The following is a 13,243-nucleotide window of genomic DNA, read 5'->3' on the forward strand; positions in this document are numbered from 1 at the left end:
AACCATCAAAGAATAGTAGGTAAACTATGAATAGATTGCTATCTGCTCCATATAACAAACATAAAATAGGGAAAAAGCAAGCTGTGGCAATATTATTTATTATGCCTTTCTTCGTGCTCTATTCTATCTTTACAATCTTCCCTGTTTTTCAAGGGATATATGTCAGTTTATGCAATTGGAATTTGATGGGAAAGGCCAGTTTTGTTGGTATAGAAAATTATAAAAAGATGATGCAGGATAAGAATTTCTACTTATCCTGCATCCACACTGTAAAATTTGTGATTTTTTCTGTACCATTCTTGGTTATTTTATCATTTATCCTTGCATTATTGGCAAACAGAGCCGTTTGCTTCCGACGCTTTTTAAGGACGGCATATTACTTACCCGGAGTGCTATCAGTTTCTGTTGCCTCTTATTTGGCCAGTTTTGTTTTTGCGCCTTACCGTGGATTACTAAATGGCCTTTTGAGAGCTTGCCATTTCTTGAATGGTCAGAAGGAGATTTTATGGTTACAAGATTCTAATAAAGTGTGGTTTAGCTTAGTGGCTATGACTTTATGGTGGACTATAGGTTTTTCTATGTTGCTATACTTAGCTGCTTTACAGGATATACCGGAGGTTTTGTATGATGCTGCAAAAGTAGATGGTGCGGCACCGCTCCAAATATTTTGGAAGATTACTGTACCACTGTTAAAACCAACAATTTTCCTTGTGATGATGCTCCAAATTATTGCCAGCTTTAAAGTTTTTGGACAAATTCATTTAATGACAGGTGGAGGACCGGCTAATACTACCCGTTCTTTAATACAATACATATATCAACAGGCATTTGAAAAGAATAAGTTGGGATATGCTTCTGCAATGTCGTATTTCTTGTTTGTTGTTTTATGTCTATTGGTGTTTATTCAAAGACGCTTTGGAAGACAAGAGGAAGGTTGAGTATGAGAAATAGAACGAAAACAATACAAAGCAATCTTATTTCTGCACTTTCCTTACTTATCGCTTTAATTATGCTTTCTCCGATTATTTGGGGGCTGTTTTGTTCCATTCAATACGAAGGAAAGCAATTTCATAATGTGTTTTCTTGGTTTACACCACCCTATACATTACAAAATTATCCTCAGGTTTTATTGAAAACAGGAGTGTTTCGATGGTTCTGTAATAGCCTGATTGTCGCTGTGGTGACTACCGCATTGTCTGTTCTTGTGTCTACATTAGCGGCGTATAGCATAGCTCATATTTCCTTTAAAGGAAGTGGCTTTTTCTATTTTTATTTTCTTATTGGAATTCTGGTTCCCAGTGAGGCAACGATTATTCCTTTATTTGTATTAATGAGCAAATTAAAGCTAATTGATAGCTATAGCGGTTTGATTTTGCCATCTGTGGCCAGTTCTATGAATTTTGTAATCACTTATAGCTTTTTTAGGTCACTACCAAGAGAACTTTTTGAGGCAGTACGAATCGATGGAGGTGGGGAATGGATAATTTACACTAAAGTCGTCCTTCCGCTTTCAAGACCAATCATTGCGACAATTGCTATCATGAGTTTCATCGCAAGTTGGAATAATTATATTTGGCCACTACTTTGTGTATTTAGCGAAAAACTATATACGCTACCTATCGGGATTCCGACGTTGATTAAGATAGAGAGGCCCGATTTTGTCATTCCAATGTGTATAAACATGGTGGCTTCTTTGCCGATGATTATTTTATATCTAATATTTGAAAAGCAAATTGTTCAAGGAATTAGTACAGGTGGTATCAAAGGATAAAGGAAAAGGAGAATAGCATGAAACATATTGAAAATTATCCCAGACCACAATTAGTAAGAGACTCGTGGATAGAACTAAATGGGGAATGGGACTTTGCTTTTGACAATGAAAAAACCGGAGAAAAAAGCCATTGGGAGATGGGGATACCGCTAGCGGAAAAGAGAAAAATTTTAGTTCCCTTTAGTCCGGAAACAAAAGAAAGTGGAGTACATATTCAGAATCATTCCGGATATTTATGGTATCAGAGAATGCTGCCTGTTAATAAGAAGGAGCTGGAGGGAAAACGATTTATTCTGCATTTTGAGGGCGTAGATTATTTGAGCAAGGTTTATATTAATGGAAAGCAAGTTGGGCAGCATTGCGGTGGCTATTCTCGCTTTTCTGTTGATGTGACAGAGTACATTGAAGATAAAGAGAATATATTGACTGTTTTGGCTATTGACTCTTCGAATATGGAACAACCTAGGGGAAAGCAAAGATGGGAACAGTATAGTTATGCTTGTTGGTATATACAAACTTCCGGAATTTGGAAAAGCGTTTGGGGAGAAGTTGTTAATCAAAGATATATTAAAGATGTTAAAATCACACCACAGCTATATGAACATACAGTAGAAATAGAAGGGCTTGTTGAAGATGCTTGCTTGCTTTCTGTTGAAACAAAGCCATCTAAATGTCCATTGTTTGCCAATCTGAAAGTGAAGTATCAGAATATAGATGTGACAGAGGTTCAGGCGATAGTTCAAGAAGGAAGATTTAAGTTAAAAGTCTATTTGGATAATCCTGCTATAGATCCATTTTTGGTGAAGAGATGGAGTCCTCAGGAGCCTAATCTGTACGATTTGGAGATTAAAATCAAGGAAGAAGATGGAATGTTAGACTCCGTTTTCAGCTATTTTGGGCTCCGAGAAATAAGGATAGAAGAGGGGAAGTTCCTACTAAATGGCTGTCCATTATATCAAAGGTTGATATTGGATCAGGGTTATTGGAAGGATACAGGATTAACACCAAAGGACGAAGAGGCTTTATTGCATGACTTGCAAAAGATTAAAGAAATGGGCTTCAATGGAGTCAGAAAACACCAGAAGATAGAGGATGAGAGATTCCTTTACTTATGCGATACTATGGGTATATTGGTATGGAGTGAATTCCCATCAAATTATCGCTTCAATCAAGAAAGCATTATGGCTTTTACTAAAGAATGGATGGAGGCAGTAAAACAAAATTATAATCATCCCTCTATCATTGCTTGGACGCCTTTCAACGAATCATGGGGAGTATTTGAAATTGAAAAAGAAAAAGCGGAACAGTATTTGACAGAAGGGATATACTATTTGACAAAATCTTTGGATCCATATAGGCCTGTAATCTCTAATGATGGTTGGGAGCACACCAAAACGGATTTGTTGACACTTCATGACTATACGGAAAGGGGGGAAGATTTCTTCAATCGATACAGTACTTTTATGGAGCAAATGAAGACTACGGAAGAATATCATTGTGGATTTAAATCGGCTTTTTCCAATGGGTATCAATATGATAAGCAACCAATATTACTTACTGAGTATGGTGGGATAGCATTTTCCACAAAGGAAAAAGAACAGTGGGGATATGGCAATACTGTAGAAACAGAAGAAGCATTTTTAGAAAGATATGAATCCATAACAAAGGCCATAATAGAACTTCCGTTCTTCCAAGGTTTTTGTTATACACAGTTAACGGATGTGGAGCAGGAAGTAAATGGACTGTTGGATGAAAACCATGAATATAAAGTGTCCCCTGAGGCGATTAGAAAAATTAATCTTACCAGGCCATCTGACGGAAGGTTAATTCATTTATTCGACTAAGATATAAGAATGTTGGAGGCTAAAAAAGCACATTTACCAAGAGGTAAGTGTGCTTTTTTGATAGCATACAAAATATTTATTATTCCAAAATCTCCGGCTCTTCCGTTGCTATATAAGCTTCCAAGCTGTTCTTATCCACTAGGGAGGGGGCGGCTCCTTCTCTTGTGACACTTAGTGCTGCTGCATAGCTTGCAATACGGATAGCCTGCTCCATAGGAAAGTCCAGAAGAATATAAGAGGCTAGGGCACTGATAAAGGCATCGGCTGCTCCGGTGGTATCGATTGCTTTAACTTCCTTGGCGGGATAAAGCCCTAATATGCCTTTTCCTTTTGCAAAAAGTCCTTGTTTTCCCAGGGTTATAATCACCATATTTGCCCCTTTTTTTAGAAAGTAATCGGCACACTGTTCTAAAAGTGCTTTATCGCAAGCTTCTTTTGCCTGCATCTTCTGTAGTTTTTTGGAAAGCTGAGATTCTTCTGTGGATAAAAGAATCTGTGCTTCCTCTAAATTTGGGAGGAAGATATCCGTTAAGGCAAGGATTTCCGGGTTTATTTGCCTTATGGAGGAAGGCTTCAATAGGACAGGGAGCTTGTGGCTTTTTGCTAAACGACAAGCGGTCAAGATCGTATCCTGCGGAACTTCAGTATTTAGAAGGCATAGATGACTGTCTTTGAAGATGGGAAGTGCCTCTTCAACATGTTTCTTACTGACACACTCATTGGCCCCGGAAAGGATGGAGACGATGGAATCTCCGCTGTTGTTTAAGAAAATATATCCTTTGCCGGTTAATTCTCCGTGGACACGCTTCAAATAGGCGGTATTGATCCCTGCTTGCTTTGCACTTTCGTAAATGGTATCTGCTTCCAAATCATCCCCGACAAGCCCTATAATGCTGGCGTGATGTCCCAATTTGCTCACTCCGATGGCTTGGTTCATCCCTTTTCCGCCTAAATAGTTGGAAGAACGACTGGTCTTGGCTGCCATTCCCGGGCTGGGAAGCTCTCGGAAAAATAGGTAGGAATCAATATTTACACTTCCCAAAACAAGAACTTTTTTTCTTTTAGTCATAGCGGGGGCGGAAATAGATTTAGTGTGGTTTAAATGATAGTCCGGCTGAAAATGCTTTCGCTCCTGTTCTGTATTTTCAGAATGCTCAAGATGCTTGATCAGGCAGGAGCCAAGATATTCTCCAAATTCTTCAAAGGGGATTAGCAGGGCTGATATTTCGGAGAAGTTATTAATATTGCTTTGGTGTTTACATAAGGTAAGCAAGGAAAAGTCATTGGGAATATGCAAATGACGGCTTAGTAATCTTTGATAGATTTGAAAGCTACTTTGGAAGTGCAGAGTTAGTACAGCACTAATACTCCCGCAGGAAATATGGCGGTAAAATTTTTCGTTATCTTTACTGAAAATGAATTCTTCCGTAAAAGAAATGGCATTTTGATACAGACAGCTTTTGAAACCTTCAATAAATTCATTTCGAATAGGACTTTCCTTTTCTGCCACAAGGGCGATTTTGGAATGTCCTGCTTGAACCAGATTTTGGGTCAAGAATTCCGCCATACTTTTATAGGAAATGGTAGGCAGAAAATCCGGACCGGGAATATCTTCTTCTGTACTGAAAAGAAAGTAGGGTTTTTTACTTTGCTTCAGCTGTGCATAGACTTCAGAAGATGGCTTGGAATTGATAGGATTAAACAGAATGCCGTCAACATTGCTTGAAGTAAGCAAGGATAGGTTTTTTAATTCTTGCGTTTTGTTTAAATGGCTTTCCAGCACTGTTATGCCATAACCGTAGGAACGGGCAACATTCATTAAACCTTTCAGGAGTCTGTCGTCGGGAATACAGTCTCGAAAGATAACCCCGAAAATACTGGTTTTTTCGGGATATTGTGTTCTCACAAAAGAGTAAGGTTTATAATTATGAATCTTTGCAAGGGAAAGGACATGCTCTCTTGTTTGGGGGCTGATATTTGCGTCTTTATGATTCAAAATTTTGGAAACGGTTGATACAGACACACCGGCTAATTGAGCAAATTCTTTAATGGTCATACTTTTTCTCCTACTTTAACACTTGTGCTTATCATATAATAAACTTAAGGAATTTAGAACCTTTGTTTTCGTTTTCAGGTGGAGCCTAATATTTTGGAACTTGTTATAATTGTAAGAAACAGACAAAAAAATAAGAGGGAATTGGAAGAAAGCAAAAAATAATCTTTTGACGAAAGAGATATGCAGTGCGAAACATGTGCATATTGTATATAAATAATATTGCATTTAGTTGAAAACAGATAAAATTGTCGACAGAAATATATTGATATTGACACAAATCTGGCGGATGATATATCTTATGAATAAGAAAATAAGTATAGGAAAACAGTTTCCTGTACAAATAATCTAGGTGATGCAAAAAGCGTATATTTGTGAAGGAGGAAAAAAGAGAATGAAAAAATGTCTGAGTGTAATTCTGGCAAGCTTGTTAAGTTGTTCCTTATTGCTGGGATGCGGAAAGTCTGCAAATGAGGTGGCAGAGTCCAATGCGAACAAAACCGAGGCTGCACAGGCTGATTCTAAGGAGGAAAAGTCTTCTGATAAGTCTGATTCCAAAGAGAAAAAGGGTGTTCGTGTTTGTATCGTTTACACAGGTAACTTAGGCGATAAGTCCTACAATGACTCTTGCAATGCCGGTGCGAAGAAGGCAGTTGAGGATTTCGGTATTGAATTAAAGTCTCTTGAAGGCACTACGGCACAGGAATGGGAAGCGAATTTAGTGGCTGCCTGCGAAGAAGGTTATGACCTTATCATCGGTGCATCTTCCAATATCGCTGATTACATTACAGAGCATGCTCCTAACTATCCGGATGTTAAGTTTGCGGTAATTGATACAACCGTTGATCTTGATAACGTGGAATCCATCAGCTTTGCCCAGAATCAGGGTTCTTTCCTTGCCGGTGCTGCAGCAGCTATGTTTACACAGAAAACTGATATTCCTAATGTAAATGATGCACATGTAATCGGATGGGTTGGCGGAATGGATATTCCTGTACTCCATGATTTCTATACAGGATATGAGCAGGGCGCAAAGTACATCGATCCGGATGTTACTATTTTGCAGGCTTTTGCAGGTTCTTGGACAGATCCGTTAAAGGGAAAAGAATTAACTCTTGCACAGTATGAGCAGGGAGCTGATATTGTTATGAATGTGGCTTCCGGAACAGGAACAGGAATTTTGGAAGCGGCAAAGGAAGCGGATAAGTATGCTATCGGCGTAGACTTAAACCAGGATGCTGACCAGCCTGGACATGTGGTAACTTCCATGGTGAAGAGAGTAGATAATGCGTGCTATCTTGTTATTCAGTCTGTTGTTGAGGGGACATTTAAGGGCGGTTCCACCCAGTATCTGTCTTTGGCAGAGGGCGGTGTGAGCTTAACTGATTTCGCAGAGATCAAGAAGTCTTTGGGAGAGAAGTTCCCACAGGATATCGTAGACAAGTGCGAAGAACTGTCCAAGAAGATTATCTCCGGTGAGATTGTAGTGGAAAATTATGAAGGTTTCGGTCCGAAAGCATAAAGCCTGAAACTTTGTGTCGGGCATGGGACTCTTTAGGGCTCCCATGCCCTTTCTTTATCAGTTAAATGAGGGAGAGTAATGAGTGAATTTGTTGTAGAAATGAAAAACATCGTAAAATCCTTTGGAGAAGTGCATGCCGTAAAAGATGGACAATTCAACCTGATTAAGGGAGAAATTCATTCATTAATCGGAGAAAACGGAGCAGGAAAGTCTACTATGATGAAACTGCTTTACGGTATGTACCCCATAGATTCCGGTGAGATTATTGTTAAGGGACAGTCCATGGGCAAGTTAGATCCCAAGTTGGCCATTCAACATGGGATTGGAATGGTTCATCAGGAATTTATGCTCGTCAATGATTTGACTGTGTTGGAAAATGTTATTTTAGGTTTTGAGCCTAAAAAGGGACTACAGATTGACTTCGATAAGGCAAGAAAAGAGATTCAACACTTTATTGACCAATACAACATGGAGATTCAGCTGGACAAAAAGGTTAGCCAGATTTCCGTGGGAGAAGCACAGCGTGTAGAAATTATCAAAACCCTGATGAGAGGGGCGGATATTATCATCTTGGATGAGCCTACTGCTGTTTTGACTCCTCAAGAAACTAAAAAGCTTTTTGAGATATTAAATAATTTAAAGAAAGAGCAAAAATCTCTGGTGTTTATTTCTCATAAGCTAAACGAAGTTATGGAAATTTCGGATCGTATTTCTGTTATGCGACAGGGGTTGCATATGGGAATTGTGTCTAAAGAAGAAACTTCTCCTCTGGATTTAACCAAGAAAATGATTGGCCGAGAAGTGTTCCTACATATTGATAAGACATATGAAAAAGCAGGAAAGAAAATTTTGGATGTACAAGATGTCTGGATTCCCAGTCAAAAGGAAAGCTCCAAAATTCGAGGCCTGTCCTTACATGTGAATGAGGGAGAAATTGTGGGCATTGCCGGTATAGACGGAAATGGGCAATCAGAACTGATTGAGGCAATCACCGGTCTACGTCCTGTGGAGAGAGGGCATATCTTCCTGGACGGAAAGGAAATCACCAACCTTTCTCCGAAAAAAGTACGAGAAGTGGGATTGGCACATATTCCGGAGGATAGAAATACCCGGGGACTGAATAGAACCATGAGTATTGAAGAAAATCTAGTTGCGGTGGAAGTGGACAAAGCACCCTTCAGCAGGGGGATGGTCATGAATACAGCTGCTATGGACCGGCATTCTGAAGAAATGGTGAAGCGCTTTGATATTCGCCCCACAGACTATAAGCTACCCACATCCTCTCTTTCCGGAGGAAATGCACAGAAGGTAGTAGTAGCAAGAGAAGTTTCCATGAATAAGAAGCTACTGGTGGCGGCTCAGCCTACCAGAGGAGTGGATATCGGTGCCATAGAGTCTATTCAAAAGACTTTGGAGGAGGCGAAGAAGAACGGTGCAGGAGTATTGCTGGTTTCTACGGAGTTGGAAGAAATCACATCCCTTTCCGATCGCATCATTGTTATTCACGAAGGAACGATTACCGGAGAGCTTAGTGCCGGAGAAGCCAATGAAAACAACCTGGGACTTCTGATGATGGGAGGTACGGTGGATCATCAGGTAAAAGAAGATATGACAAAGCAACAGCCTAAAGTTGATGTAGAAGACCATCAGGCAAAAGAAGGCGTGACGGAAAATCAGTTACAGGAAGGAGGAAAGGGAGATGAATAAGTCTTTGAACAGCTTTTTGAAAATATTGTTTACCTTTTTCCTGGCGATTTTGGTGGGCGCCATTTTTATTCTTGCCATTGGGGAAAATCCTATTGATGCTTATCTGGCATTGTTAAAAGGCGCTTTGGGAACAAAACTGGGAAGAGGAAATGTCATTGCGGGCTTTACTCCTTTACTGCTTACTGCAACAGCATTTGCAGTGGCAGCTAAGGCTGGTGCGTTTAATGTCGGAGTAGAGGGAGAAGTAATTTTAGGAGGCATTACTGCTGCTTATATCGGTATCAATTGGGGATTTTTATCTGTACCTCTTTTATATCTTGCCTGCTTTACCGGGGCCATTGTGGTAGCCATGCTATGGGGCTTGATTCCGGCGATTTTGAAGGCTTATTTTAATGTATCGGAAGTCTGTGTAACGATTTTGATGAATACGGTAGCGCTGTATATTGGTTCATATCTGGTTAGTGGACCCATGAGCGCAGGAGTGGCTACTCCTCAGTCCAAGCCTGTGCTGGTAACGATTCCGAAAATCATGAAGCCTTCTTCGGCAAATATGGGGGTTTTTATTGCTATCCTTTTGGTATTGGCAGTCATTTGGATGACTTATAAGACAAAGTGGGGATATAAGATTAGAACTGTGGGAACCAATCCTGCCCATGCGGATTATGCCGGTATTAATTCTAAAAAAGTCTTTATCGGTGCGATGTTACTTTCTGCAGCCCTTGGTGGAGTTGCAGGATGCATAGAAGTTCTTGGTGTACATGGATACTATCTGGACGGTTTTGCAAGGGATTTAGGAACGAATGGTATGTTGGCAGCATTAATTGTGAAGTCAAACATGCTCTTTACTCCGTTTGTGGCTTTTTTCTTGGCGGTATTAAAGGCAGGGGCTATGGCTATGCAGCAGGCTACCAGCGTACCGAAATCTATTGTAGATACTATCTCTGCAGTGTTTATTATTATCGCAACCATGGATTTTGTCATTAGTCTTCGGCAGCGGAGAAAGCTGGAAAAGGAATTAAAAACAGAGATAGCTTCTAATCAGATAGAGAAAGGAGGGGATAAATAATGTCAGAGAATTTAGGAAAAATCTTTAATCTATCACTGATTTATGCAACCTTCCGGGCATCCACTCCCATAATCTATGCAGCTTTATGTGCAGCGATAACACAGCAGGCAAATATTTTAAATATCGGTACTGAGGGAATTATGCTGGTGGGAGCCTTTACAGCGGTGGCTGTGAGCTATTTTACCGGTAGCTGGATGCTGGGAATTCTGGCGGCTATGCTTGGTGGAGCTCTCATTGCTATGATTATGGCTGTTAGTCATATTAAGTACAATTCTGAAATTTGTGCCATCGGTATGGGCATAAATCTTTTGGCTATTGCATTAACCAAGTTTATGCTTCAGGTGTTTTTCCATACCAGCGGAAGCTTTTCCAATCCCTCAATCGTTCCTATTCCAAAATTGCATATGACATTTTTGGAAAATGTTCCGGTCTTAAACAGCTTGTTTAATGACTGGCGCTTTACGGAATGGTTTGTAATTATTTTTATTATTCTTTTGCAGTTTATCTTCTATAAGACGGTATGGGGATTACGCCTTCGTGCTGTAGGACAATTTCCTATGGCTGCTGAAACTGCGGGAATTCAAGCTAATGCAGTTAAATATCAAGCTATGTTGATATCCGGTTTAATCGGTGGATTGGCGGGAGCCCATTTATCTTTGGGCTATAGTACACAGTTTGTGGAAAATATGACCAACAGCCGTGGTTTTATGGGAGTTGCGGCAATGTACTTCGGAGGTGCAAATCCGGTGCTGACAGCGATGGGGTGTTTGCTTTTCGGATTTTCCGATTCTGTTGGAGCCAGATTACAGGCCTACGGTATTCCTGCTCAATTTATTTTGATGATGCCCTATATTGTGACCATTGTAGTACTGGCTATTTCCATGGCGGTAAAGATTCAGGCTACCAAGAAAAAGCAATCTTCATTAATTACGAATTAGAGAATGTTATTTGAAATTGAGTTTAGGATTAAGAAAATGGAAGGAATGTTAAAAGAATGAATAAAAGAAAAATTATATTAGATTGTGATCCGGGACATGATGATGCAGTGGCGATAATTCTTGCGGCAAAGAATCCTAATTTGGAACTTTTGGGGATTACTGTTGTTGCAGGAAATCAGACTTTGGAAAATACTCAGAGAAATGCTTTACATTTAGTACAGCATTTAGACCTGAATCTTCCGGTTTATGCAGGTTGCGGTCAACCTATGGTGAGAGATAAGGTGATTGCCGGAGACATCCACGGGGAAACCGGTTTAGATGGTCCTGTATTCGAGAAATTAAATCGGGAAATTGAGGCAGATCATGCTGTTAACTATATCATTAAGACTTTGATGAATTCTCCGGAAAAAATCACTGTGGTTACCACCGGCCCTATGACGAATTTGGGTATGGCTCTTCGTATGGAGCCGAAAATTGTGAATAAGATTCAAGAAATTGTTTTTATGGGTGGTTCCTACGCCAATGGAAATGTAACTCCTGCTGCGGAGTTTAATATATTGGCGGATGCGGAAGCGGCTCATGTTTGCATTTCCTCCGGACTTCCTATCACCATGGTGGGGCTGGATGTAACCAGAAAGGCTCTTTGTTATCCGGAAATTGTGGAGCGGATGCGTAAGGTTGGCAACAAGGCTTCGGACTTATTTACGGATCTAATGGCATTTTTCTGTAAAACGCAAAAAGAGGTATATGGTTGGGAGGGTGGCCCTTTGCACGATCCCATTACCATTGCTTACCTTATTGACTCTACGGTTCTGATTACAAAGCCCATGAATGTGACAGTGGACACATCCAGTTCTCAGTCCTATGGCAGAACCAACTGTGATTTCTTTGGCTATATGAAGAAGGAGCCAAATGTCAATGTAGGTATTGATATTGATGTGGAAAAGTTTTGGGACATTGTAGAAGATGGCTTAAAACTATACGACTAATGTGGACAAGATAGTCGGCAATGGGTATCTCCGGGAGGAATACAGTGGAAGCTTTAAAAAAGGTTTTAGAAAAAAACAAACAGAAATATATTGATCGCCTATCGGAGCTCGTGGCGATAGATACTCATGATTTGGGGCATGGGATTGATGGCGGCCTGGAAAAACAAGGACAGGATTATATGGCGGAGCTCTTTAGGAAGATGGGAGCGGAAGTCACTTTGGATTCCATGAAGGAAGAGGATATTGAAAAATGCTTCTCCCTTTATCAAGAGGGAAACCTGGGGCATCAGCAGACGGACCGATACAATGTTTACGCTCAATTTAACGGAGAAAAGCCCGGTAAAACCCTGATGTTTAACGGCCATATAGATGTAATGCCCGCGGATGAAGTGGAGGAATGGACCACGCCTCCCTTTAGCCCTACGATCAGGGACGGAAAGCTTTACGGAAGAGGTACTGCAGATATGAAGGGGGGGCTGATGGCTGCAACTATGGCGGTAAAGCTTTTGCAGGATGCAGGAATTCCCTTCTCCGGTTCTGTGAAAATCACTTCAGTCTGTGATGAAGAAGGCGGCGGAAACGGCTCCATGCAGGCGATTATGAGTGGGCAGAGGGCGGATGGCGTTGTGGTCTGTGAGGGCACTAGCGATGAGTTAATTTTGGCGCATATGGGTTTTGTCTTTTTCAGGGTAAAATTTGCCGGGAAAGCATGTCATTCCGGCGCCAAGCAGAATGGTGTCAGCGCCATAGAAAAAGCAATTAAGGTGATTCAGGCTTTAAACGAGAAGGAGCATGAATGGCTTTTACATTACAAGCATCCTCTTTTACCGGCTCCAAACTTAAATGTAGGTCTTATCCATGGAGGAACTGCCGGTTCCACTGTGGCGGAGGAGTGTATGTTTGAGGTTTGTGTGCATTATCTTCCCAATCAGATGAGTCACAATCAGGTGGTAAAAGAATTCCAAGATGTAGTGGAAAGAGTTGCGAAATCGGATGCTTGGATGGAAGAGCATTTACCGGAAATACAGATTACACAATTTGGCGGCGGCTTTGAGATGGAGGAGAATTCTCCCTTTGTGGACAGCTTTAAGAGGGCTTATTCCGAAGTCAGAGGAAAGGATGTCAAGGTAGTAGGCTCTCCGGCAGGTTGTGATTCTCGTTTATGGAGAAATATCGCGGAATGCCCCACCATACAGTTTGGACCGGGAAATCTTGCCCAGTGTCATGCTGTGGATGAATGGCTGGATTTGGAGGCTTACTTACAGTCTATCTTGATTTATGCAGAACTGATATTGGACTTTTGTCAGGCTTAATACAGTGCTCTTAAAAGGAATACAAAGCTTTTAAGAACAA

The 13,243-nt window shown here is 40.7% G+C and carries 10 protein-coding genes; 9 read left to right on the forward strand and 1 reads right to left on the reverse strand.

Going from position 1 to position 13,243, the window contains the following annotated elements:
• Positions 1-26: 26 nt before the first annotated feature.
• The 3 genes from RDQ32_RS00300 to RDQ32_RS00310 are packed head-to-tail and all read left to right on the forward strand — an operon-like array spanning position 27 to position 3,615.
• On the forward strand, positions 27-938 hold the full coding sequence (locus tag RDQ32_RS00300; RefSeq protein WP_308578612.1) for a sugar ABC transporter permease: 912 nt from the start codon (positions 27-29) through the stop codon (positions 936-938).
• Positions 939-940: 2 nt separating this feature from the next.
• The gene (locus RDQ32_RS00305; RefSeq protein WP_007157132.1) at positions 941-1,771 is read left to right on the forward strand and encodes a carbohydrate ABC transporter permease; all 831 of its coding nucleotides are present in this window, start codon (positions 941-943) and stop codon (positions 1,769-1,771) included.
• A 17-nt stretch (positions 1,772-1,788) separates the two neighbouring features.
• Positions 1,789-3,615: a sugar-binding domain-containing protein gene (locus tag RDQ32_RS00310; protein WP_308578614.1), complete on the forward strand. Its 1,827-nt coding sequence runs from the start codon at positions 1,789-1,791 to the stop codon at positions 3,613-3,615.
• A 79-nt stretch (positions 3,616-3,694) separates the two neighbouring features.
• On the opposite strand, the gene RDQ32_RS00315 is transcribed toward RDQ32_RS00310, so the two are convergent.
• Positions 3,695-5,671: a PfkB family carbohydrate kinase gene (locus tag RDQ32_RS00315; RefSeq protein WP_308578616.1), complete on the reverse strand. Its 1,977-nt coding sequence runs from the start codon at positions 5,669-5,671 to the stop codon at positions 3,695-3,697.
• A 391-nt stretch (positions 5,672-6,062) separates the two neighbouring features.
• On the opposite strand from RDQ32_RS00315, the gene RDQ32_RS00320 reads away from it, so the two are divergent.
• The 6 genes from RDQ32_RS00320 to RDQ32_RS00345 all read left to right on the forward strand — a co-directional run bounded on the left by RDQ32_RS00320 (position 6,063) and on the right by RDQ32_RS00345 (position 13,203).
• The gene (locus RDQ32_RS00320; protein ID WP_183682351.1) at positions 6,063-7,190 is read left to right on the forward strand and encodes a BMP family protein; all 1,128 of its coding nucleotides are present in this window, start codon (positions 6,063-6,065) and stop codon (positions 7,188-7,190) included.
• 78 nt (positions 7,191-7,268) lie between these two features.
• Positions 7,269-8,897 (forward strand): ABC transporter ATP-binding protein, encoded by a 1,629-nt coding sequence (locus RDQ32_RS00325; protein WP_308578618.1) that lies wholly within the window; start codon positions 7,269-7,271, stop codon positions 8,895-8,897.
• Positions 8,890-9,963, forward strand: coding sequence for an ABC transporter permease (locus RDQ32_RS00330; RefSeq protein WP_308578619.1), 1,074 nt, complete (start codon positions 8,890-8,892; stop codon positions 9,961-9,963). Before RDQ32_RS00325 ends, RDQ32_RS00330 begins: the two co-directional genes overlap by 8 nt.
• The gene (locus RDQ32_RS00335; RefSeq protein WP_007157123.1) at positions 9,963-10,901 is read left to right on the forward strand and encodes an ABC transporter permease; all 939 of its coding nucleotides are present in this window, start codon (positions 9,963-9,965) and stop codon (positions 10,899-10,901) included. The genes RDQ32_RS00330 and RDQ32_RS00335 overlap by 1 nt, the downstream gene beginning before the upstream one ends.
• Before the next feature lie 56 nt (positions 10,902-10,957).
• Positions 10,958-11,890 carry a nucleoside hydrolase gene (locus RDQ32_RS00340; protein WP_308578622.1) on the forward strand — a complete coding sequence of 311 codons (933 nt, stop codon included), beginning with the start codon at positions 10,958-10,960 and terminating at the stop codon, positions 11,888-11,890.
• A 20-nt stretch (positions 11,891-11,910) separates the two neighbouring features.
• On the forward strand, positions 11,911-13,203 hold the full coding sequence (locus RDQ32_RS00345) for an ArgE/DapE family deacylase (RefSeq protein WP_308578623.1): 1,293 nt from the start codon (positions 11,911-11,913) through the stop codon (positions 13,201-13,203).
• Positions 13,204-13,243 lie beyond the last annotated feature (40 nt).

This window comes from uncultured Oribacterium sp., assembly GCF_902481605.1.
In the GTDB taxonomy this organism is placed as follows: Bacteria; Bacillota; Clostridia; order Lachnospirales; family Lachnospiraceae; genus Oribacterium; species Oribacterium sinus.

Bases quoted from the DNA above. Each gene is read 5' to 3' on its own strand.
- RDQ32_RS00330 (WP_308578619.1), top strand. From the start codon at position 8,890: ATGAATAAGTCTTTGAACAGCTTTTTGAAAATATTGTTTACCTTTTTC.
- RDQ32_RS00325 (WP_308578618.1), top strand. From the start codon at position 7,269: ATGAGTGAATTTGTTGTAGAAATGAAAAACATCGTAAAATCCTTTGGA.
- RDQ32_RS00345 (WP_308578623.1), top strand. From the start codon at position 11,911: ATGGGTATCTCCGGGAGGAATACAGTGGAAGCTTTAAAAAAGGTTTTA.
- RDQ32_RS00310 (WP_308578614.1), top strand. From the start codon at position 1,789: ATGAAACATATTGAAAATTATCCCAGACCACAATTAGTAAGAGACTCG.
- RDQ32_RS00315 (WP_308578616.1), bottom strand. From the start codon at position 5,671: ATGACCATTAAAGAATTTGCTCAATTAGCCGGTGTGTCTGTATCAACC.
- RDQ32_RS00335 (WP_007157123.1), top strand. From the start codon at position 9,963: ATGTCAGAGAATTTAGGAAAAATCTTTAATCTATCACTGATTTATGCA.
- RDQ32_RS00300 (WP_308578612.1), top strand. From the start codon at position 27: ATGAATAGATTGCTATCTGCTCCATATAACAAACATAAAATAGGGAAA.
- RDQ32_RS00305 (WP_007157132.1), top strand. From the start codon at position 941: ATGAGAAATAGAACGAAAACAATACAAAGCAATCTTATTTCTGCACTT.
- RDQ32_RS00320 (WP_183682351.1), top strand. From the start codon at position 6,063: ATGAAAAAATGTCTGAGTGTAATTCTGGCAAGCTTGTTAAGTTGTTCC.
- RDQ32_RS00340 (WP_308578622.1), top strand. From the start codon at position 10,958: ATGAATAAAAGAAAAATTATATTAGATTGTGATCCGGGACATGATGAT.